This window comes from Lentimicrobium sp. S6 (assembly GCF_013166635.1).
Lineage (GTDB): Bacteria > Bacteroidota > Bacteroidia > Bacteroidales > UBA12170 > UBA12170.
This window is the reverse complement of record NZ_JABKBZ010000010.1, coordinates 39,068-62,388: the sequence shown is the minus strand read 5'-3', so window position 1 is coordinate 62,388 and position 23,321 is coordinate 39,068. Positions and strand designations below refer to the sequence as shown.

At 34.5% G+C, this 23,321-nt stretch carries 18 protein-coding genes; 6 read left to right on the top strand and 12 right to left on the bottom strand.

Annotated elements, in window-relative coordinates:
* Positions 1–3: 3 nt before the first annotated feature.
* Positions 4–807 (bottom strand): inositol monophosphatase family protein, encoded by an 804-nt coding sequence (locus tag HNS40_RS05740; protein WP_172278594.1) that lies wholly within the window; start codon positions 805–807, stop codon positions 4–6.
* Positions 808–981: 174 nt separating this feature from the next.
* Here HNS40_RS05740 and HNS40_RS05735 point away from each other — a divergent pair, with 174 nt between their 5' ends.
* The gene (locus tag HNS40_RS05735; RefSeq protein ID WP_172278592.1) at positions 982–1,437 is read left to right on the top strand and encodes a hypothetical protein; all 456 of its coding nucleotides are present in this window, start codon (positions 982–984) and stop codon (positions 1,435–1,437) included.
* Positions 1,438–1,643: 206 nt separating this feature from the next.
* On the opposite strand, the gene HNS40_RS05730 is transcribed toward HNS40_RS05735, so the two are convergent.
* The 5 genes from HNS40_RS05730 to HNS40_RS05710 are packed head-to-tail and all read right to left on the bottom strand — an operon-like array spanning position 1,644 to position 11,184.
* Positions 1,644–3,839 carry a LamG-like jellyroll fold domain-containing protein gene (locus HNS40_RS05730; RefSeq protein WP_172278590.1) on the bottom strand — a complete coding sequence of 732 codons (2,196 nt, stop codon included), beginning with the start codon at positions 3,837–3,839 and terminating at the stop codon, positions 1,644–1,646.
* An 11-nt stretch (positions 3,840–3,850) separates the two neighbouring features.
* Entirely contained in the window at positions 3,851–5,359 is a 1,509-nt protein-coding gene (locus HNS40_RS05725; protein ID WP_172278588.1) for a LamG-like jellyroll fold domain-containing protein, read from the bottom strand.
* A 19-nt stretch (positions 5,360–5,378) separates the two neighbouring features.
* Positions 5,379–6,908, bottom strand: a complete 1,530-nt coding sequence (locus HNS40_RS05720) for a SusD/RagB family nutrient-binding outer membrane lipoprotein (protein ID WP_172278586.1) — start codon at positions 6,906–6,908, stop codon at positions 5,379–5,381.
* Between the two features lie 3 nt (positions 6,909–6,911).
* Positions 6,912–10,127 (bottom strand): SusC/RagA family TonB-linked outer membrane protein, encoded by a 3,216-nt coding sequence (locus HNS40_RS05715; RefSeq protein WP_172278584.1) that lies wholly within the window; start codon positions 10,125–10,127, stop codon positions 6,912–6,914.
* Between the two features lie 4 nt (positions 10,128–10,131).
* The gene (locus HNS40_RS05710) at positions 10,132–11,184 is read right to left on the bottom strand and encodes a LacI family DNA-binding transcriptional regulator (protein ID WP_172278582.1); all 1,053 of its coding nucleotides are present in this window, start codon (positions 11,182–11,184) and stop codon (positions 10,132–10,134) included.
* 94 nt (positions 11,185–11,278) lie between these two features.
* Here HNS40_RS05710 and HNS40_RS05705 point away from each other — a divergent pair, with 94 nt between their 5' ends.
* Positions 11,279–12,061, top strand: coding sequence for a DUF3108 domain-containing protein (locus HNS40_RS05705; protein ID WP_172278580.1), 783 nt, complete (start codon positions 11,279–11,281; stop codon positions 12,059–12,061).
* Between the two features lie 135 nt (positions 12,062–12,196).
* Positions 12,197–13,792, top strand: a complete 1,596-nt coding sequence (locus HNS40_RS05700; RefSeq protein ID WP_172278578.1) for an AMP-binding protein — start codon at positions 12,197–12,199, stop codon at positions 13,790–13,792.
* Between the two features lie 10 nt (positions 13,793–13,802).
* Here HNS40_RS05700 and HNS40_RS05695 read toward each other — a convergent pair whose 3' ends face one another.
* The 6 genes from HNS40_RS05695 to HNS40_RS05670 all read right to left on the bottom strand — a co-directional run bounded on the left by HNS40_RS05695 (position 13,803) and on the right by HNS40_RS05670 (position 19,802).
* On the bottom strand, positions 13,803–15,722 hold the full coding sequence (locus HNS40_RS05695; protein ID WP_172278576.1) for a histidine kinase dimerization/phospho-acceptor domain-containing protein: 1,920 nt from the start codon (positions 15,720–15,722) through the stop codon (positions 13,803–13,805).
* A 149-nt stretch (positions 15,723–15,871) separates the two neighbouring features.
* Positions 15,872–16,666, bottom strand: coding sequence for an ABC transporter permease (locus tag HNS40_RS05690; protein ID WP_172278574.1), 795 nt, complete (start codon positions 16,664–16,666; stop codon positions 15,872–15,874).
* Positions 16,663–17,256 carry an ATP-binding cassette domain-containing protein gene (locus tag HNS40_RS05685; RefSeq protein WP_216664156.1) on the bottom strand — a complete coding sequence of 198 codons (594 nt, stop codon included), beginning with the start codon at positions 17,254–17,256 and terminating at the stop codon, positions 16,663–16,665. Before HNS40_RS05685 ends, HNS40_RS05690 begins: the two co-directional genes overlap by 4 nt.
* 92 nt (positions 17,257–17,348) lie before the next feature.
* Positions 17,349–18,770, bottom strand: a complete 1,422-nt coding sequence (locus tag HNS40_RS05680) for a pyridoxal-dependent decarboxylase (protein WP_172278572.1) — start codon at positions 18,768–18,770, stop codon at positions 17,349–17,351.
* A gap of 95 nt (positions 18,771–18,865) precedes the next feature.
* Positions 18,866–19,294, bottom strand: coding sequence for a DUF2141 domain-containing protein (locus tag HNS40_RS05675; protein WP_172278570.1), 429 nt, complete (start codon positions 19,292–19,294; stop codon positions 18,866–18,868).
* Between the two features lie 46 nt (positions 19,295–19,340).
* A complete protein-coding gene (locus HNS40_RS05670; protein WP_172278568.1) occupies positions 19,341–19,802 on the bottom strand; it encodes an NUDIX domain-containing protein in 462 nt (153 codons plus the stop codon).
* Positions 19,803–20,407: 605 nt separating this feature from the next.
* Between HNS40_RS05670 and lpdA the strand changes: the two genes are divergently transcribed.
* The 3 genes from lpdA to HNS40_RS05655 all read left to right on the top strand — a co-directional run bounded on the left by lpdA (position 20,408) and on the right by HNS40_RS05655 (position 23,172).
* Positions 20,408–21,799: a dihydrolipoyl dehydrogenase gene (lpdA, locus tag HNS40_RS05665; RefSeq protein ID WP_172278566.1), complete on the top strand. Its 1,392-nt coding sequence runs from the start codon at positions 20,408–20,410 to the stop codon at positions 21,797–21,799.
* 144 nt (positions 21,800–21,943) lie between these two features.
* A complete protein-coding gene (locus HNS40_RS05660) occupies positions 21,944–22,582 on the top strand; it encodes a hypothetical protein (protein ID WP_172278563.1) in 639 nt (212 codons plus the stop codon).
* A 404-nt stretch (positions 22,583–22,986) separates the two neighbouring features.
* Positions 22,987–23,172, top strand: a complete 186-nt coding sequence (locus HNS40_RS05655; protein WP_172278561.1) for a hypothetical protein — start codon at positions 22,987–22,989, stop codon at positions 23,170–23,172.
* Positions 23,173–23,321: the final 149 nt, after the last annotated feature.

The window sequence follows — 23,321 nt, the reverse complement described above, 5'->3', positions numbered from 1 at the left end:
GCCTTATTTATTAAAATGATGCTTAATCTGTTTTAAAAATGGGTCTGCTATATTCGAATTGACACTTAGAATTTCCTTACCAAAAACGAAATCCTTTCCGCCTGAAAAGTCCATATTAACACCACCAGCATTCCGAACTATTATGCTTCCTGCAGCCACATCCCAAGGCTTTAAACCATATTCATAAAAGCCATCGTATCTGCCACATGCCACATAAGCCAAATCCATAGCAGCAGTTCCCAGCCTTCTGATTCCTCTACTATTACGCATTAAATACTCAAAAAAACTCATGTATTCTTTCATCAGACTATAATCATAATAAGGAAAACCTGTGGCAAATAAAGCTTTATCAATAGTGAGGGTTTCAGAAACCTTAATAATTTTACCATTTAAATAAGAGCCTCCCCCTTTCCAACTATAAAAACATTCATTTAGATTGGGCTCGTAAATAACACCTAAGATAATTTCATTTCGAAATTTGAGCGCTAAGCTTACTGAATATAGTGGAACCCCATGGATATAGTTTGTAGTTCCATCTAAAGGATCTATAATCCAATTATAATCCTCTCCAACTTTATTATTTGTACCCTCTTCTGCGATAAAACCGGCCTCAGGTAATATATCATTCAATGAATAAACCAGCATTCGCTCGGCAGTTTTATCTACATAGGTCACCAAATCATGAAGGCCTTTCTCTTCAACATCTTTTGACTTAAGCTTGCTTATTTCTTGTTTTAAAAAAGATCCAGCTTCCTTACTAGCCAAAATCACTTTCTGAGTCAGCACCTTTAAATCTGTAGAATCCATAATAAAAATAATTAGAGAGTAAAAATACTAAAGCTATAGCAATAATGCTATTCATTTTTTATTTAAAACTTTTATCAACCACAATTAGATTTATTTTTTGCATTTTTTTAATCAAAATCGAAACCATATCTACATTAACACGTTAAAGATACCGAGTTTATAAAATGAGTTGATATGCTAACAATAAGAAATTACATTACAGGAGTATTGGTTGCTGGAGTATTGATCCATGTTCCTCTTCTAAAAAAATGGAGGATGTTTAACCAAGAAAACGATAAGAACAGTGATAAGGTCACAGAGAATAATTTTACTAGTTCATTGAAAACAATAGATTTTAATCAGGCAAAAATAGAAAACAAAAGAACTCTATTTAATAGTAGCCTATTTGGCAAGGAAGTTTTATTTCATCAAATTACCAGCAATATGGAGTTCAAGTTTCAAAACTATGCCTTTGCAGGAAATATTGTAAATGTATATAAAGACAAAGATGAAATTATAAAGTTCGACGTAAAATTATTTATGAGCAATACAGACATCTGTTTCTCAGAAATATCAAAAATCACTAGAAAAGAAATTACAAAAGACCTAATTTTAAAGGGCTTCGTGAGAAGCGAATTAATGTTAGCTTAGACTCAATTAACTCAATTAAATGTCCTTCTCTTCCTGGGGAGGGCATTTTTTATTGCCTAGTATTTTCCTGTTCACATTTACAGTTCAAGCCCTATCCCACTGATTACACATTATAATTTAAAGGCCTAATCATTAAGCATGTCTACTAATAAAAAACCCGAAGCCATGTTCTGACTTCGGGTTTTGTATATATCTAAATTCTTTTCTTAGTTAGACTTCACAGTTTTAAGAACAGTAGTATGATTTTCAGATTGTACTTTAATCATATAGATTCCATTTGGCATATCACTTAAATCCAATTGAAACTCTTGGTCTCCATTTAACTGATAACTAGCCACCAACTGGCTGTTTAATTGATAAACATCGATTGTCTTGATATTATCATTTACCATTTTAATGTTATATAAACCAGTTGTAGGGTTAGGATAAGCTTGAATATGATCCATAACTACTGATTGATCACTAATTCCAACGATATCCTCAGTTGAATACTGCACAAAATAAGTATGACAGCGATAATGAGGCTCAGTGTGAGAACCGCCATTATAACCCGTATTTAAAAGATTAGTGTAATCATATAAAACATAATCTAAATTTACCATTTCACCAGGAGTAAAATGACCATCCATATCCCATTCCCATGGCTGTACATCTTGTCCAGGACACCAGCCAGCACGAGAATACAAATAGGTTCCACTTTGAGGAGCACATGAATTCACATCACAATCATCCTTCCACAGATGTTGCTCAAAAGTCTCTTCTCCATCTACCCAAATATGATGAGTGAAATCAGAAAACTCTGCAGCATTACTAGTATTTGCCTGTCCGTGGCCTGTCATAGTCATTCTAATTTTAGCGGCCTCTGTTTCTGGATGAATCATCACATCCATTTCTGGGAAATCATCATTGACATCTGGGTCACCATAGACCCAATTGTCTTCCGACCAAAGTTTCTCAATTTTCACAAATGGATATTCTGGACTTCCTTCAATTAACTCTAGTTCCACATCAACTAACCATCCTGAGGCTCCCCAAACTTGTACATAACTTACCCAATCTACTTCATCAACTAACAAGGAACGGAAATCGGTAATATCCCAAGTCCAACCACCACAAGCCACACCATAAGGTGTGATATAACGAGCTATTTCATAGTTTTCACCATCTTTATTGATCATAAGTTTGGCAGGTTGATCCCAAGGATCACAACCACCTGTTGGGCATTCTAGGTCAATATGAATATATATTTCACTAAAGTCCTCTAAGCTTTCTGGCATGTATAAGGTCTTGGTATGAGTTTGTCCATATCCACCATAATTATGACGTTCTTCATCAAAAATCATAAAATTAAGAGTGGGTTCAATCATTTCTGTTAATACATCATTTGCTGCATTATCATCTCCATCTAAACTTACACTTCCAGTAATTTCAATTTCTGTTTCACCAGAAAGATCTACTAAATCTTCAAAAGTATAAATATAAGTTTCAAAAGGAGGAATGGTCACTACTACTGTTTCTGTTATAGCATCACTACCTGTAATTTGATAAGTAATTTCAAATTCAGTAATAGGCTCAGTAGCATAATTTTTAACCTCTAATCTAATTTTCTCATCAGCAGCAAAACCACTACCGATATAAGATGGAGAAGCAATACCCATTACTCCAATATCAGCAGTTACAGGAACAAAACCATCTACCCAATTGTCTTCTGACATATTAATAAGCTGACCATCATTACCATTACTAGTCGCATCAGCAATAGTCATACCTGTTCCTTCATTCATAGGATAATAAGCTACTAAACCCGCTTCGCTTCCTGTTAATTCAGTGCTCATACTGGCTTGTATTTCTGCATCAGTTCTAGCGACTTCCCAAATTCTAACCTCATCAATCATTCCATTGAAATAACGACCGGTCCATGTTGGATTTTCTCCAATATTTACAACAACACCCTCACCAGGAGTTAAACTACCTATTGCATCTTCGGCACCTATCAAAACACCATTAATATATACTTTTACTTGGGTTCCAGTATAAACACCAGCCACATGATACCAGGCATTGGTTCCTAATAGCTGGGGAGTAGCAACCGATTTCCATCCTTCATCTACGGAAACAGTAAATTCTAACCTACCGTTTTCTCCAGCTGAAAGACACCAACCTTTATCAGGCCCCGAACCTTGTTTACTAATGATTACACCTGCCCAAATACTACTTTGCCATTCTTCTGCATTAATCCAAGCTTCCAAAGTCATAGCTGCAGTTGGATTTAGTTCTGGACTATCAAGAATACCTACCTTATTACTACTGCCATCAAAATCTAAGGCATGATTTTGTGCCATTATCATCGTTCCTGAAAAGGAAAGACACATGACCAATAAAAATGTAAAGACTTTTTTCATGATATTAAATTTTAGTTTTTAATTAATTTTCTTGTTGTTTTAATTCCATCAATTTCAAACTCTAGGAAATAAATTCCTGAATTTAAATCTGATAGATCAATGATTTCTTGATTTTGAATTGCTTTTACTTGTTTTACTAAAGAACCACTGATTTGATAAATGGAAAGGTTTGTGTTTAAGGGTGCACCATTAATCATTAATTGGTTATTTACTGGGTTTGGAGCTAAAATCAAATTTGAGAATTTTATATCTGAAATTGCATCAAATCCTTGAATTGGAAATTCCTCTGAGGAGTGCCCGATAGCATAAAAACCATCTTTAAATTCATAGTCATTAATAATGAATATGCCAGATAGCAATTTAGTTGGACGAGCAATAGCTCTGAAGTCCTTGCTCTCATCTGCGCGATATAGCAATGCATATTGATTATCGTCATCATCCATAGGAAAGTCATCCCCAACCATAGCATCCTCTAGGTTAAAAGTCATACTTCCACTTACATCACTGGCACAATTGAAATACCATTGTCTATTGCTTCTTTTATAATCTGCTGGTGGGTTTTCTGGAGCTAAATCTGTTGCTATACCATCCTCACTATTCATTCCAGCTACCACATACTTTCTGAATTCTAAAGGATTGATTAATGTGGTGATGATTAATCCGTTATCAGTAATAATCTTATGGTAGTTTTCAGCACTTCTATACCAAGCAGCTGCAATATCTTGCATATTAGACATGGTCAAATCTCCTACTGGAGCTGAAGATACCATCCATTGGGTACTCTCATGAGTTGAATGACTCAAATTACCATCGAAACCATTTGGTCCTGAATCTGGAACGGTAGAATCCGCAGCAGCATTAAAATTATAATAAGCCACTAATTCTGTCTCGTCACCCATTAATTGAGTATGCATACGGCTTTGAATCTCCTCTTGGCTTAAGGCTTTATTCCATACTCTCACTTCATCTAAATCACCATAAAATTGATATGATAATAAATCCCAAGGTGCATTTCCAATGATAAAGGGACGATCATTATCTACAAGTGCTGTTGAAGGAAACATGGTTGTTTCTCCTGAAAGTATTCCATTGACATAACTCTGGATCTTACCAGAACTCACTGAGTAAGTAGTTACCAAATGCGTAAAAGAAGAATCGGGAGCCATTGGGCCATCACCAGGGCGAGGCACCACTTGTATAGATGGATTAAAATACTCAGCATAAACATGTAGGTTTTCAAATCCCAAAACATATCCATTATCTATGGGTTCATTATATTCTATTTTCCCCATTATTTTTCTGTTTTCAGCAAAAGTGTATGCCCTTGCCCAAACTTCCAAGGTGAGCTCTTCCCCACCATTAAAGGCCTCATCGTTACCACAATCGATATATAAACTTGGAGTCCCAGTGGTATTCCAAGTTTCATAATCAATGGACCAGCATCTATTATCGAGAGATTGGGCTTGAATGAATCCACCCAAAAACACGAATATGGCCAATGCTAATAATTTTCTAGTCATATCTATAATTTTTAATTATTTATCTTTCTATATCCCACCAAACTCTCGTCAACTGCGTATCACTTCCTTGATTTTCCACAGCTTGCAAATAGTTATCTCTATTCAAAGTATATTCTGAATAAGGATACCTTAATCTTCTCGGAAAAATATCTAAATTGATACCCTCCTCAAAATAATCTAATAAAACAGGATATCCTGTTCTTCGATAATCGGCATAAGCTTCAAAAACATTTTCATAGGTAAATAAAATATATTTTTGAGTAATCACATCTGCTAAATCAATATCTTGAAATTGATTACTATAATTTAATATTTCAATATCTGTAATATTTACTTCTGTTGAATACTCGTTCATATAAGCAATATGAGAAGCAATACCTTCTTTAAATAAATCACCAGCATCCGCTGTCCACCATCCCTTTAGGGCAGCTTCTGCTTTTAAGAAACACATTTCACTATAGCCTAGAAGCTGAACGGGCCTGTCATTATTTAAAAACCATTGACCTACTCTAGAAACATCTCCCCACTCTCCTAAAGGATCACCCAAAGCAGCATCTAAATTATAGTTTTCCCATTCTTCACTATTATATGGAAGAAGATTGGGGACTCCCCTATACTCATCAATAAATGGATAAGTATCAGACAATGTGGTTTTCTTGAGGATGTTTTTTATTCTAGGATCATTTGTATTTACCAATAAATCTACTAGAAATTTACTGGGGTTAATATACTGAGCACCTTCTTGATAACGAATGACTGTAGCTTCATAAAGCGGTTTATTATAAACGCTATTATAGAGGAAGCTGGCCGTTTGACTTTCGTTTTCTATTAATATTTCCGACTGAAGTTCACGAATAGTAGATTCAGACAAAGAAGCATTGATAGAAGAAATCCGCATAGCAAGCCTAAATCTTAAGGCATTAGCAAATCTTTTCCAGTTTTCTATTTCTCCACCATAAATTAAATCAGCACTTTCTGAAACAAATGGTTTAGAAGCATCAATACTATTTACGGCAGTCTCCAATTGACTTAACATTTGACTATATATAGCTTCTTGGGTATCATAAGTTGGAGTAAACTCAATATCTGGATTCCCTTGCAAAGCTTCAGAATAAGGAGTATCACCCCAAAGGTCAGTAATTCTATGCATGATAAAAACCTTCCATATAAGAGCGGCCGCATTTAAATTCGACAATTCAGAATCTCCGTCGGTTAATCGAATAACTACTTGGGCATTATTCATGGCATCAATATAAGAACTGTTCCAGAATCCGTCTCCTCCAGCTGGGGAAGGATATTCATTTCCGGATTCTACTCCTCCTCTGGTGGCCATATACATCACCCATTGCTGCAATCCATTATATTCTAAATGAGAGGAGGTTAAATAATCACCATTGCCTCTTTTTACCGCATATTTAAATAATAATTCAGTATCGACTTCTGTTGAATTATTAGGGTCTTTATTAAGCTCTGTCAAATCTTTAATGCAAGATGTTTGCAGAAAAACCAAACTTAATATCAAGTATATATAAATATTCTTTCTGTTCATTTCTTAAAAATTTACTGAGATGGATACACCAATACTTCTTTTATTTGGATAAGAGTATAATTCATATCCTTGTCCATTTCCATTGGTTAACATGGATTCTGGATCCACATTTGGCACTTCGCTATAAATCAACCAAACATTATTAGCAAAAACGCCAGCGGTTAATCCCTTTATCCAAACTTTCTCTAGTTTATCCTTTGGAATAGAATAGCTAATGCTCAGCTCTCTAAGTTTCACAAAGCTGGCATCATAAATAAATGACTCATGGATTTCCTCTTGCCACATGCTTACTTTTTGATAATATTGATAGGGATCGATATAGGTAGAATTAGTTTTACCACTCATATCTTCTCCATTGATAATGGTTCCTGGCTCGTAAACTCCTTCTACTAAATATCCTCCTGTTGCTGTCCAATCTTCAGAAGAAACTCCAGCTTCTTCTCTAGCAGCCTCCGATTGATACCAAGCCTCTCTCCCCTCTAAAGTCTCCTCAAAGTTTCCTGAGTAACCATATCCATACATGTTGGTACCTGAGAACATATCACCACCAATCTGGCTATCAATTAAGAAAGATAAACTCCAATTTTGAAAACGAAAAGTACTGCTTAAAGAAAGCCCAAAGTCAGGAGTAAAATTCCCCAATACCTTAGGTGTTTCATCTCTAACTACCATACCATTCTTATCTATTAAAACAATACCGCTTTCATCTCTTTTGTAACCATAGCCAACAATATCTCCATAAGGGTTATCGGGCCTGGCTTCAACTGTTAATCTCCAATGCTCATATAAGGTAGCTCTTTCCACATTTGGAGCTAATTCAATGATTTGTGAATTATTTTTTGAGTAAGCAAAATTCAAATCCCACTGAAACTTATTATTTTTAACTGGGGAGGCATTTAATTGAACTTCCCAGCCTTTGTTTTCAATAATTCCTGAATTTACAATTGCAGTATAGTAACCAGAAGCAGCCGATACTGGCATGTTAGTGATTTGGTTGTGGGAACGAGTATTATAGTAAGTAGCATCTAAACCCAATCTGTTCATGAAGAATTTCAGTTCTAAACCTGCTTCTAAAGAGTTTACAAGCTCAGGCAAAAGACCAAGATTAGGAACAGTACGGTCAATAAAAGCCATATCGTCATATCCTTCATTGTCAATAATTTCATAGGTAGTTTCCAATTGATAAGGATCTGCATCATTTCCTACACCAGCATAACTTGCTCTTAGCTTACCGAAGCTAAAAATATCCTTATTGATTTTGTCTTCATTCAATAATTCAGAGAATACAAAACCAAGACTTATAGATGGGTAAAAGAATGAATTGTCGTTCTTTGGTAAGGTAGAAGACCAATCATTACGAGCTGTAATATCTAAATACAAAAAGTGTTTATAGTTTATTTGAGCAAAAGCATAAAGGGAGTTTTTTGCTGCCTCGGTGAGGTAATTTCTATAATAAATAGGGTTCAAACTATTTTCTAAAGTATAAACATAAGCTTCGACCAAACCACCTTCGGTATTTGCTGATTCATTTTCAGCTTTATAATACATAGCGTTACCACCAATATTCACTGAATACATAATGGTTTCTTTCCAATCGTTGGAATAAGTGGCTAAGAAGTCGCTATTGATTAAATATTGGTCATTATTAGATTCACTATATCTTCCCAAACCATATATTAAACCTTTTTGTGCATCAATAGAAGAATATTTCGTTTTGGAAACATCAGGTGCTGCACGGACCATCAGTTTTAAGTTTTCATTAAAATCATATTGCAATGAAATATGACCAAAATAACGATTTCTAACATCTTCATTTTTCTGATATTGCTTATTCCAATATGGGTTGGTCATCCAAGACCAATTTTGATACCAAGTATTTTCAGTACCATCCGGATTAATATAATGATCACTCAAAGATGAAGAACTAATATGTCGAGGCATATGAATATAGTTCCTATTTGGATTGTCGTGGGCATCTGATAAACCTGGCCTATCATTCACTTTACTGTTTACATAATTGAAATAACTATTCAATTTGATTTTCTTGAGGATGCTAGCTGAAATATTCAGTCCCACATTGGTTCTATTATAAGTTAAACCAGGAATAATATCTTTTGTGGCGATATTTGCTACAGAAAAACGATAAGTCATATTTTTAAATCCACCATCAATCCCAATTGAATTATTAGTAGTCACACCGGGTTCAAAATAATTTTTGTAATTATCCTCTTGGGGCGAGAAAGATTTTTCATTACCATCCCAATCTACAATGGTTTGACCTTCCATTTTGGGTCCCCAGCTACCTTTGCTAAAATCGTAGCTTGGATTAAATACAGGAGTACCATTGGCATTAATATCCCAAGCACCTTCGAATTTCCCATTTCTACCAGCACCGTAAGTGTTTTGCAAATCGTAAAGAATATAAGCTTGGTCTATTGAAGTGTTACTACTAAAGCTCACTCCTATTTTTTTGCCTGCTTTTCCTTTTTTAGTGGTAATCAAAATCACACCATCCATGGCTTGTGAACCATAGAGTGCTGAAGCACTAGCTCCTTTTAATACAGAAATGCTTTCAATATCATCGGCATTAATATCTGAAACTCCGTTTCCATAATCTCGACCTCCCCATTCTGCTCCTGAATTACTATTGGTACTATTATTAATAGGTACACCGTCCACTACAATTAATGCTTGATTATCACCAGTAATAGAATTATTTCCACGAAGTATAATACGACTTGAAGTTCCTGCTCCACCATTTGTTGATGTAATTTTAAGCCCAGCTACTTTTCCACTTAACTTATTAATCACACTCACATCATTGGATTTTACCAAATCTTCTCCTTTTACTTCTGTCATGGCATAGCCCAAGGATTTCTTATCTCTTTTTATGCCTAATGCTGTTACCACCACTTCATCTAAATTCAAAGACATGGAATGAAGACTAATATTCATTGGACTAGCAGTAAGGATTATGGTATCTTGCTGAAAACCTATGGCAGAAAATATAAGATGTGTATCTGAATCACTTACGCTTATAGAGAATTGACCATCGATATCAGAACTGCCTCCTAATCGAGATTGCAGACCAATAATATTCACAAATGGTACTGGTTTTTGATCCTCATCAGAAATGACGATACCAGATACTTCTACTTGAGCATTTGCCAGAAAGCTCCAAAGAAATAGGGTGATAATGAATACTCTTTTAAACATCATATTATTAAGATTCTCGTATGATTAATTTGGTTTGTAATATTTCTGTCCTTTGGCTTACAGAGGAGTCTTTAATTTCATTCATCAATATGGAAACAGCTTGATGACCAATATCAGCCAATGGTTGTGCTATGGTCGATAAAGCTGGTGAAGTATATTGAAACAATTCAACATCATCAAAAGTTATTATCGAAATATCCTCTGGAATTTTCAAATCCAATTCTTTAATGGCCTCTAGACAAGCAACGGCTAAATGGTTATTGGTAGTAAAAATAGCCGTAATTTCTCTATTCCTGTTAACGAAGTCTTTAATCTGAGCATATTCTTTGGCTTTGATTAAATTATAATCTATTTCAATGATATAATCTTCATTAATTCCAATATGATTTTCTTTTAATGCCTCAATATAACCAGCTCTTCTATCGCGAAGCGTACTAATATAACTAGGTGTAAGAGTGAGGAATCCAATGTTTTGATGGCCATTATTAATAAAATGATTGATGGCCTCTTTGCTAGCAGATATATTATCAACACCTACAAAATTCTTATTGGAATCATCTAAATATCTATCCAATAAAACTAAAGGATATTGATTCGGAAAAAGAGAATCTAATTCATCTTCTTGACTTAATGTAGTGGTCATGATGATACCATCGACCTGTCTGTCTAACAACATCCTTACTAACCTCTTCTCGCGTTCTTGTTCTTCATCGGAACTACAAACAATTAGACTATAACCTTCCTCTTCGGCATAATGCTCAATGGTGCGAGTAATTCGTGCATAAAATGGATTTGAAATGTCCGCAACAAGAAGTCCTATGGTTTTTGTTGTTCCCATCCGAAGCCCACGAGCCACTTGATTGGGTTTATAATTCAATTCTCGTGCTTTGCTAATTACCTTCTCTTGGGTGGCTTTATTGATAGCAGAGGCATCTCCTTTACCATTCAAAACCAAGGATACCAGAGTTTTAGAAACCTTTAGTTCCTCAGCAATCACAGATAATGTTATTTTTTTCTTTTTCACCTTGACAAAACTAAATCGTTTTAGTGAATTATGCAATCATTATTTTTTGTTTAACATTTTAGCTAATTCGCAAGGCATAACACGAAATAACCATCACCATTTTACATATATTTGCCGCAATAATTCTATAATGAAGCAAATCCTGATTTTTATTTTCTGTCTTCTTTTAAATCCTATTTTCTCACAGATAACTTTGTTAGAAGAATATCCTTATGCTGAGGGTGAAATAGGAACTTATATAGCTATTTATGAGTTAGGCTTTCTAGAGATACAAGGTGGAGAAGTAAAATTTGAAGTATTAGCTTCAAAAAATAATAAAGAAGATATTTTCCATTTTAAAAGCTATGGTAATAGTCTCCCCAAATACGATTGGATTTATAAAATTAGAGATACTTTCCAAAGTAACGTTCTGAAAGAAAACTTTCAGCCTATCTATTATAAAAGAAATACCAGTGAAGGTTCTTATTCTGTATTTAATGAAACCTATTTCCAAGCTGAGGAGGGTAAAATCATAATGGAATTGAGTAATACCGAGCAAGAGTCTAGAGAAAAAACAATGGACTGGCAAGCGGATGTCTTCGATTTGCAAACGGCTTGCTATTATGCTCGTCTACTCAATTTCGAAAATGCCATGATGGGTGAAGGCTATGAGTTTAAAATAATTATTGATGGCCAACTGTATACCATCCCCATTAGATATGAAGGCAAAGAGTTTATTGAGTTGAATGAGCAATTGAGTTTTAATTGTTATAGAATCAGTACAAAAGTGATTGAGGGAACCATCTTCAAAAGCAATCAAACCATTAAAATTTGGGTAAGCGATGATGGTAGGAATATTCCCGTTAAGGTTGAAGCCCCAATAAAGGTTGGACAAGTAAAAGCTGAGTTAATAGATTATATTGAAGGCAAATAAGAGATTATTATAGTATAAGTAACATTTTCTTAGTCAGAATATTGGATTTTCGAATATGTCATTATCAATTTCTAAACAGAGAAAGCCCTAATTCCAATTTTTTCCCTACTTTTGGCGCTTCACAAAACTAATTACATGAAGGAATCATTACTCCACATTGCTAATACGGCTGATTATAATGTCATGCCTGATACTTCCAAAAACATTCTCGAGAACTTTATTACTGAATTCAGTAAAAACCCAAATGAATATTTCGCTTGGGATGCTAATTCAGGAACTAGTACTAGAAAAGAATTCTTTTTAAAAGCTGCTGTGGTATCCCAATTACTCAAAGCGAGGATTAAAGGAAAGTACGTGGGGATTCTTTTACCTGCTCTTCAGTCTACTACATTACTTACCATAGCCTCATATATGGCAGGAAAAGTCCCAGTAATGTTGAATTGGACCGTTGGACACAAAGTATTAAGTTATTGTGCTCAGCTTACGGAATTAGAAGTTATTGTTACAGCAACTGCCTTTAATGATAAAATTAAAGATCAACTTCCAGCAGACATCACCAGTAAATTAATGTTGTTGGATAAAGAAGTAAGTAATATCAGTTTGGGAATGAAATTAAAAGGGGCTTTAATGGCCAAACTTCCAAAGCTGATGATCAATACGAAAATTGATAAAATTGCGGTTGTATTATTTACTTCTGGTAGTGAGACTTTGCCTAAAGCAGTTCAACTTTCCCATGAGAATGTGATAACTGATTTATGGGGAGCCCTACAATTATTCGATATTAGAGTAAATGGTATTTTCTTGAGCTTCCTCCCTCCTTTTCATAGCTTTGGATTTACGGTATTATCAGTACTTCCATTGATAACAGGAGTAAAAGCAGCCTATACCCCAAACCCGACCAATATTAAAGAAGTAATTGAGGTTTTAAAACATACTCATGCCAATAATATTATGGTGACTCCTACGCTGTTAAAGATGATCATGTCACGTTCTTCAAAAGAAGACTTAGCATCTGTAGAACTGGTCATTTCTGGTGCCGAAAGTTTACATAAAGATGTAAAAGCCAATTTCGAAAGACTCACCGAAGGTAAATCATTGATTATAGAAGGTTATGGAGTTACGGAATGTGGCCCTATAGTATGTTTAAACCCTAAAGACGCACAGAAGCTCAATAGCGTTGGGAAATTCATTGTGGGGTTAGATGCCCATATTATGGATTTAGAGACAGAACAACCAATAGAAGTTGGAAAAGAAGGAATGATAGTAGTCAATGGCCCAAGTATTTTTGGCGGATATATGGATAGTAAAATTGAAAGTCCATTTGTGGAAATTGAGGGTAAGAAATACTATAAAACTGGTGATTTAGGACATATTGATGAGGATGGATTTGTATTTATTACCGGACGATTGAAACGATTTATCAAAATTGGTGGTGAGATGATCAGCATGCCATTTATTGAGAAAATTTTAGAGGAGGAATATGGAGAAGAAGGCGCTCATGTTATTGCTGTAGAAGGATGCGACAGAGCAAAAGACCCTGTGGTCACTTTATTTTCAGTGAAAGATCTAAAGTTAACTGAGGTAAACAAGTATTTGAGAAGTCGTGGTGTTGCTTCTATAGCTCGCATTAGAAATATAGAAAAGGTGGAAGAAATTCCTATGCTAGGAAGTGGAAAAACCAATTACCGTGAATTAAAAGAAACAGTGCGCGCTATGCTTCCTCCCGAATAAGTTAAGAATATTAGATTTGAAAAGGCAAGGTGAAATAGAATACTGTTTTATCTGTTTGTATATCATCGAGCCATATTTTTCCTCCTAACATTTCAACATAAGCTTTAGAAATGGGTAAGCCTAATCCTGTGCCTTCTATAGTTCTATTATTCTCCATTTCGGCCTGAATAAAACGATCGAAAATAGCTTCACGCTTATCATCTGGAACTCCACTACCGGTATCTTTTACAAAAAACTCCATAAAGCTCGACTCCCCTATTTCTTTCCTGACATAGCCAAATTCTATACTTCCTTCTTGAGTATGTTTAATAGCATTTTTAACTAAGTTTGTTAGAATACCGATTACTTTCTCTTTATCCGTAGGAATTATGACCTCACTGTCATGTAAAGGTTTATAAAGTTCTAAAGCAACATTCTTTCGTTCCGTTTCTGGTTTGAAGAAATCATAAATAAATTGAACAATTTCGTTAATATTTACCTCTTCTAGATATACCTTCATCAGGCCAGATTCTATTTTCGAGATGTCCACAATATCATTAATAATATTGAGCATTCTCATACCACTTCTTTCAATAACACTGATATACTCTTTACGCTCAAGCTCTTCTAGATCTGGTTCTTTCAACAATTCGGAAAAGCCTAAAATTCCATTCATGGGAGTTCTTATTTCATGACTCATATTGGCTAAGAATGCGGACTTCAAACGATCACTTTCTTGGGCTTTTTCTTTGAGTAGAATTTGCTCCTTTTCATATTGTTTAAGTTTTGTGATATTCGTTATGGTTCCTATATAACCAATCTTATTATTATCTGCATCTAACTCAGGTACCGCCTGTCCTAATACCCAAACTACAGAACCATCCTCATGAATAAATCGGTATTCAATATGTGAATTCACATTTAAATCCTGAGCAGCGTTCCAATTGTCATTAATCATTCCAATATCTGCAGGATGTACTGTTTTCAACCAACCATCCCCCAATGCATCTTCTTCAAGTATACCAGATATTGAACACCATTTGGGATTAACGTATACCGTTTTACCTTCGATATCACTTAAGAATATTCCAACAGGCGAAATTCTAGCTAAAGTCTCATATCTCACCTTACTCATCCTTATAGCTTGTTCTGCATTCTTTTTGATATTATCTTTTTGTGTTTTTTCAATTTCAAACTTCTGCCTATAGCTTAATGTATGAAAGATATCATTAAATTTATAATCAGGATTATCATCAACTCCTCTTTCTATATAGAATAAATACACAGAAAATATAATGCTATAGAATAAAGTTGCCACACTCTTGGATATCAAGTTTGAATAAATGATGCTGCTTAAATATTCCGAACTCCCAAATGCTAATAAAGAAAAACAAATAGTATCAAAAGATGCAACTATTAAAGTCGTGAGAAGAACTTTAAAAAAAATCCATTTTACTCTTTTAGATATGAATTCATATAAAATGATTAATAAAAAAGAATCCACAAATAGGGTCACGGTTCCAACTAATAAAACTAAAATATTGGTATCGAATAGCTGTGTACTCACTTTGAATAATTGTTCACCACTTTCACTATCTACACTCCACTTAAAAGACTGCAACAGAATAACCATAGCAATATTCGTAGCCAAAAGCGCATAAATAATTTTACGGGTTTCTGCAGCGTCTTCTTTAATATAAATCAAGAGAATGGCAAAAAGGCTCACCATAAATAATACAGTGGAGCCCGGAGAAACAATGATACTATCAGTAATATTAATTTGTACTGTACTAGCTAAATATACCTGCAAAAATTGAAACATTCCAATAGCAGCATATAGAAAACCGATACCTAAAACGGAACGCATCCTAAATAAAAAAAGAATCAATGTTGAGACCAATAGCCCTTGTACAGCTAAAACAGCCACCTGATATATATTGACGATATCCATATTATTGTTTTAATGAGAGCGCTAAAAGGGCATTAATAAGAAGAAACGAGACTATAAATCATTTCATTAAAAACAGAATAGCTCTTTATCAAATATAATTAAAATCATTAGGAATTACTACTATTTGAGAAATTATAACAAGTAATAATTTACATTTTCTTTAAGATATTGGCTTTCAAATTAGAATAAGCATCAAAAATAAACCGATTAGAGAAAAGGATGCTCAAAAACAAATTGATGGTACAACCCACAAAAATAGCGATCATAATCATGATCTGGTATTTAATAGCTGTCACTGGTGAACTTCCTCCAAGAATCTGCCCAGTCATCATACCTGGTAAAGATATGAGTCCAATAACAGACATGGTCGCTATCATTGGATTCAATCCTTGTTTAATAGCATCATTTATAAATGGTCTTAATGCCAATTTCTTACTCCCTGTATTGGATAGTAAAAACATATACAAGTCAGATTTATCAGTTAAACCTTTAAAATAAGTAGTTAATCCCACTATATTATGATTCAATGCATTACCTAAGACCATACCTGTAATAGGAATAAAATATCTGGCTTCGAAAAAATAATCGAGTTTTAATACCCAACCTAAAAAGAATAAGTCAACAATGAATACTGAGGTTAAACTGGCCAGCAGAAGTGGTAATAAAAACATCCTCCAATTTAAGGCGACTCTCCTGATGGTGGTGAAGATTCCGACCATAATCATGACCATCACCCAAAGGCTATTTAACCATGCATTATTGAGTTCGAATATCCATTCTAGGTATAAAGCCACCAAAGAAAGTTGAATAAGCATTCGAATAAGACCAATAAGGACATCTTTGATAATCCAAATTTTATAGATATAGAATAAAGTGATGGGGATGATAAATAGTAATAAACCGCTGGCTAATTCCCAAATACTAATATCTGTGGCTGAATTCATAAGGCTATATTTTTATCCCAACTATTTATCCACTTTGAGTGGTGAGAAGCAGACACCATAGTTTTATTCTCAAATTTGGATAAACAAGATATGAGTTGGTCTATAGAATCCTCATCAAGAGATGCTGTGGGTTCATCCATTAAAATGATGTCTTTATCCATACTTAAACATATGGCTATGATGATTCTTTGCTTTTGTCCACCACTGATTTTAGAAAAGTCTGAGCTCAGTATTGATACTGCTAGGCCTAATTCTAATAGTAATTCCTCTACCTTATTTTTTTGTCCTGACCATTCCATCAAATCCATTAGTTCTAAGCCATTATTTACCGGCAAATTAATGTTTTGAGGAATCCATATCATCTGATTACGAATAACCTTAATATTTTCTGGATTTATTTGAAGCTTATTGATTTCTATTGTTCCTTGATTGGGAATCACATAAGCCATCAGCATCTTCAAAATGGTGGATTTTCCTTTTCCTGAAGCTCCACTAATACAAACTTTTTCTCCTGGTTCAATGGAAAAGGATAAATCCTTAAATATTAGTTTCTCAGCAAAACTGAGCTCTAGATGATTGACTTTAATCATGAAATAAATGCATCTTTTTATTAATCATTCAAAGATATAGTTAAATTTTAATCTAAAAAACGGGTTCTCATTGAAATAAAAGCTAATATTTCTCAACCGGCCAAGGCTTCAATTTCATCCAATAATAATTCAAAATTCTTCGTAGTCGTTTTAGGATTCATGATGGTAGTTCTCATAAAAACCTCACCTTTCAAACTAGTCTGTACAATATAAAACTTCCCCTGCTCCAATAATTGCTGACGAAGTTGTGCGTTTATACTATTAAGCTCCTCTTTAGATTTCCCTTGAGGATGATAGCGGAAACAAACGATATTGGTATCTGGTTCGATTGCCAATTCAAAATTTAATCGTGTTGATATTATACCAGCTAATTCTTTACCCAAATCGTATAAGGTGGTCACATATTCATCGAATATTTCTTCACCATAGAATTTGAACAAAATATAAAACTGAATGCTCATCATCCTTTTGGTGCATTCAAAGGATTTAATGGCTATATTATACCATTGTTCTTCTTCTTTCTTACTTAATAAATACACTGCCTTCTGACTAAAAGTAGCATAGGAATGGTTTTTATTTTTAAATAAAAGAAAAGTCATAATAGTAGGCGTCATCAGCATTTTATGCCCATCTATCACCACCGAATCAGCACGGTGAATTCCTTTTAGATAATGCTTATATTTTTTTGAGAATATAGCTGCTCCTCCATGGGCTCCATCCACATGAAACCAAAGCTTCTTGGCTTCACAAAAGTCGGCGATAGCTTCCAAATCGTCATACATACCTGTGGAAGTAGAAGGAGCGCTTCCCACTACTGCCATCACCCTTATGCCATCTGACTTGGCTTTCTGGTAATGCTCCTCCAACAATTCTGTTTTCATGGCATAATTCTTATCCACAGGAATCTTTATCATTCCAGCAGCACCCATACCCATGATTCTCACAGCTCTATCCACACAATAATGGGCTTCAGAAGAAACCATAATTCCTAATTTTTCTGAGCTTCCTTCTTCCCAAACATCTTTTTCAACCATGGCTTTTCTAGCTGAAAGTAAAGCAGTAAGATTAGCTAATGTTCCGCCATGAGTAATATATCCATCGGAATTGTCATCATAGCCTATTCTTTGATTTAAATCATCTATCACTACTTTTTCTATGGCGGTACCAGCGGCTCCCATTTCATAAATGGCCATTCCATTATTGAGCAAGGAACTCGTAAAACTAGCCAAGGCTCCTAAAGGTGCAGGTGGCGATACCTGATGCCCCATATAATTGGCATGGTGAATATTTACCGAACCCTCTAAAATATCCTGAAAGAATGCCTTTGGTGAATTCTTGTCCATCTCATATTGCTGCCAAAACTCTAATCTTTCGGCTGGAGATTTCCAATGCTGTACTAGTGTTTCTTCTTTATTAGCCTCCTCTAAATGTTCACTTAAGAGATCTACTAATTCGTGACCAAATTCTTTAAATTTCTGGGCGTCGTATACCGTGGATAGTTTTTTGCTCTTCATGTTGATTTAAGGATAAAAATTAATGCCACTAAGGTAAATTAAATTACAAATATTTCAGCTTCTTTTCATCCCATTTTTATTTAAAAAAAATCAAATTAAAACAAGTCCACAAGATTAATTACTAACTCCATGTCTCCATTAATTTCAAAACAAGCATCTTCAAAATCTGGAGGACCCATTTTAGCTTTGGCATTATTAGAAAATCCAAATAATTCTTTGGGCATTCCAATCCAATTGGTGTCCAAATCTCCGTCTTCATCTTCGTCATGAAATAATGATATGGCATATTTACCATAAGGCAGATCGTAGAAAACAAACTCAAACTTCATAGATTCCACAGGTATACTTTCTCCAATAAAATAATCTTTACTCTTATCATAATTCTCTGCGTTATCATAAACAGCAAAGTTCATGGTTCCTTTTGCATTTTGAATGCCGTTTACTATAATGGTGAGGTTAGCTGATTGACTATACAGTGATGCAATAGACAATGTAAATAATAGTGAGATTAATATACTTTTCATTCAAAGGTTTTTAATATAATAATTGAGTATCTTAAAACTGACAAAATTAATTATTATCTAATATCTCACCATTTTCATTATGAATTAATGTGGTTTCAATAAAACCATCCTCCGATAGCACCTCTGGCAATATTTCTCTAATAAAGCCTATAAGATTGATTTTATAAACATCAGAAGTCTTTACCCAATGCAATTCACCTTCGTCACAAGAAATCTCCTGTCCATTAAAATCACTACAAGTATAAACGAATAAAATCCAAGAGGAATTTTTGCCTTGAAGTAAGGTTTTAACTACTCCTTTGAGCTGCAAGTTATTTGCTCGATATCCTGTTTCTTCTTTAATTTCTCTGATGCATGATTCTTTGATATCCTCCTCAAAATGAGTCTTCCCACCAACTCCAGTATACATAGATTTCATGGGCTCTCTAGAACGCTCCAAAAGCAATATGCTATCTTTTACTTGATCAATTAGGAAACATACCGTTCCAATGGTTATTTTCTTTTCCATATTCAAAGATAAATAAAGAATTAGCTTTCGAGCATTGAAACCCTTAACTTCTTTGGGCACACACATTCAAGCTTTTTTTTAATTCCAACCAACTGAAATACTGATCTTTAAAAATTTGTATTTAGCAATAAGTATCTATTCCTCTTACGTGAACCTAAAAATGAATTTCATGGAATTTTCAAACTTTTCTAAGCAAACATGCCCTAGTTTTACCACTAAGGGCTTAAAAGTCAACTCAAAGAACACGAAGTCAAGCTCTTACTTTTATTAACTTTTAGCTACCCGTATTTACCTTTATGCTTGAGTTTTAAGATCAAATTTTGTTGTTTTTCTATATATGCAACCTTGGTTTATCTGATGGGCTTGCTCTGCTTATTTTCTTAGAGAAGACTAATCCTCAATTCGTCCATCCTTTGTTTTTCGTAAATATAATATTTTGCAAACTTAGCTTAGGATAATCCATAGGGCTTTATTATTTACCTCTAAAAATCAGGAATTAAATCAACTCACCATCCAATTGTTTAAAAAACTCCAAATATTCCTTAAAAAATAAAGCCTTCCAATAAAAATTGGTACTTTTGCAAAAATGCTAATTTAGAATTATTATGAATTACGATATTATAGTTTTAGGTAGTGGTCCTGGCGGATACGTTGCTGCCATCAGAGCTACTCAATTAGGAAAAAAAGTAGCTGTTATTGAAAAAGCCGAATTAGGTGGAATATGCCTCAACTGGGGATGTATTCCAACTAAAGCCTTATTAAAAAGTGCTGAGGTTTATAATTATGCCAAGCATGCTGGTGATTATGGCGTAAAGGTTTCAGGTGAGATTGAAGCTGATTTTGATGCCATAGTAAAAAGAAGCCGTGGCGTTGCTGAAGGCATGAGTAAGGGAATTCAATTTCTTTTCAAAAAGAATAAAGTAGATTTAATTTCTGGTTTTGGAAAACTAAAACCAGGTAAAAAAATAGAAGTAACCGATGCGGATGGAAAAGTCACTGAATACAGTGCCGAAAACATCATCATTGCCACTGGTGCTCGTTCACGCGAATTACCAAACCTTCCTCAAGATGGAAATAAGATTATCGGTTATAGAAAAGCCATGACTTTAGACAAAAAACCAGAATCTATGGTTGTTGTGGGTTCTGGAGCCATTGGTTCTGAATTTGCTCATTTTTATAATAGCATAGGTACCAAGGTTACTTTAGTTGAGTTTATGGACAATATCGTTCCAGTGGAAGATATAGACGTGAGTAAGCAATTGGGCAGAAGCTTCAAAAAAGCCGGTATTAAAGTGATGGTGAAAAGTGAAGTTTTAAGCGTAGATACTACTGGTGACAAATGCCAGGTTTTAATTAAGACCAAAAAAGGTGAAGAAACTGTTGAAGCTGATATCGTTCTTTCTGCTGTTGGAATTCAAACCAATATTGAAGGAATCGGATTAGAGGAGGTTGGAATTGATGTAGATCGCGGTAAAGTATTGGTTGACGAGTTTTACAAGACCAATGTAGAAGGATATTATGCCATTGGCGATATCGTTCCTGGTCCTGCTTTGGCTCATACTGCAAGTCACGAAGGAATCATCTGCGTTGAAAAAATCGCAGGTCATCATCCCACACCATTAGATTATGGAAATAATCCAGGTTGTACCTATACTCAGCCAGAAATCGCCAGTGTTGGTTTAACAGAAGCACAAGCCAAAGAAGCCGGACACGAAATCAAAGTGGGTAAATTCCCATTCTCTGCTAGTGGAAAAGCCAGTGCTGCTGGACATAAAGACGGTTTTGTAAAAGTAATCTTCGATGCCAAATATGGTGAGTGGTTAGGTTGCCACATGATTGGTGATCACGTTACTGAGATGATTGCGGAAGCTGTAGTAGCTCGTAAACTAGAAACTACAGGACGTGAAATCATTGAAGCAGTTCACCCCCATCCTACTATGTCAGAAGCTATTATGGAAGCGGTTGCGGATGCTTATGGTGAAGTGATTCATATTTAAGCCTTAAGCTTTTAAAAATATTTTGGAGGATGTCATTAATTTGATATCCTCTTTTTTTATTCTAAAAAATCTACCCCTGACGTAAAAGAAAAACTATTTTCAATATATTTACGGTTTAAATCCCAAATAAAAATTGCCTCATTCATGAAATACTTTAACTACCTTTATTTTATATCATTGTTCGTCTTGTTCTCTTGTGATCCATGTGAAAAAGCCGAGTGCCCCAATCCATTTGCCGATAGAGATATACAGTGGCTTCCCTATTCTGAAGGTGATAAGATTAATATGGTTGAAGTGAATTCTTCTTCTACTACCACTTATAATATAAGTTATGCTAAGAATGGAAAAAGTACAATCTCAGACGATTCTTCTCCCTATTGCGAAAGTTCATGTTTTTATATGTTTAATGTTCGTACGCGCGGTGAATTTCCTGATGAAGAGAATGAATTCACTTTCGAGATGGTTAAAACCATGAATGGATTTGATTTTAATATCTTTTTTGGTTCAGTTTGTTATTACTTCTTAGGAACGGGAAGTAATACAGATAGAATATTTAATTTAGAAGAAGCAATTCATCTAGATTCATTGTCTATAAATGGTCAATATATAAAAGATGTATATAAATACACCACATATCCAATGCAAGAAACAGTAGCTGAAACCTATATGCATCGAGGCTTAGGCTTGGTTAAAATAAAATATAGAAATGGTCAAGATTTTGAATTGGTGGAACATATAAAATCGAATAAATTGTTCTATGGGCAGACCGACCCGAATATCTAATAGATCAAGGAGATGGCCAAGCTATTGTTCAGCAAAACGTTTATCAAAATTTCATTAGAAAATCTGTACAACTACCTGAAGATATTCAATCTAAAAAGGATGAAAAAAACTATCAAAGATTAGTTTTTGAAACCATGAAGCGGGTCAAAACCCAGTTCAAGGGCCTGTACATATTAACGTTCCTCCTGATTAACTCATTTACGATTTAAAAGAAAAAGAGAAGCATGCTCTTATCCCATTTAAGAAATCAAAGATAGATTCAGCATTATCAAAAGAGAAAAAACTAGATCTTCTCAACAAATGGAATCAAGCTGAAAAAAATTAATCATTATCGGACAACACCTCCCTGATCCAGAGTTCAAGCAACTACTAAAGAAACTATCTATAGAAAAAACAAGAAATATATGGACTCAAAATTAATTACAGTATTTGAAGGAAAACCAATGGAGGCAGAACTGGTAAACCAGATTTTTATCGATAATGGAATTATCGCTAATTTAAAAGATCAATTGATGGGAACGATTGCTCCTTGGCAAGTTTCTTCCGGCGGCTTTGCCACATTAAAAGTTAAAAAACTTAGAATCAGATAAAGAAAAAGCTTTTAAATTAATCGATGGGTTTAATCAAAGTGCATAAGGCAGGCTAATTAGCAGGGCAAACGCATACTTTTAATTTGTCCACAGATTTCCGCAAATTAACACAGATTGCAAACAAAGTTCAGCTTTATTGTACTCTGTTT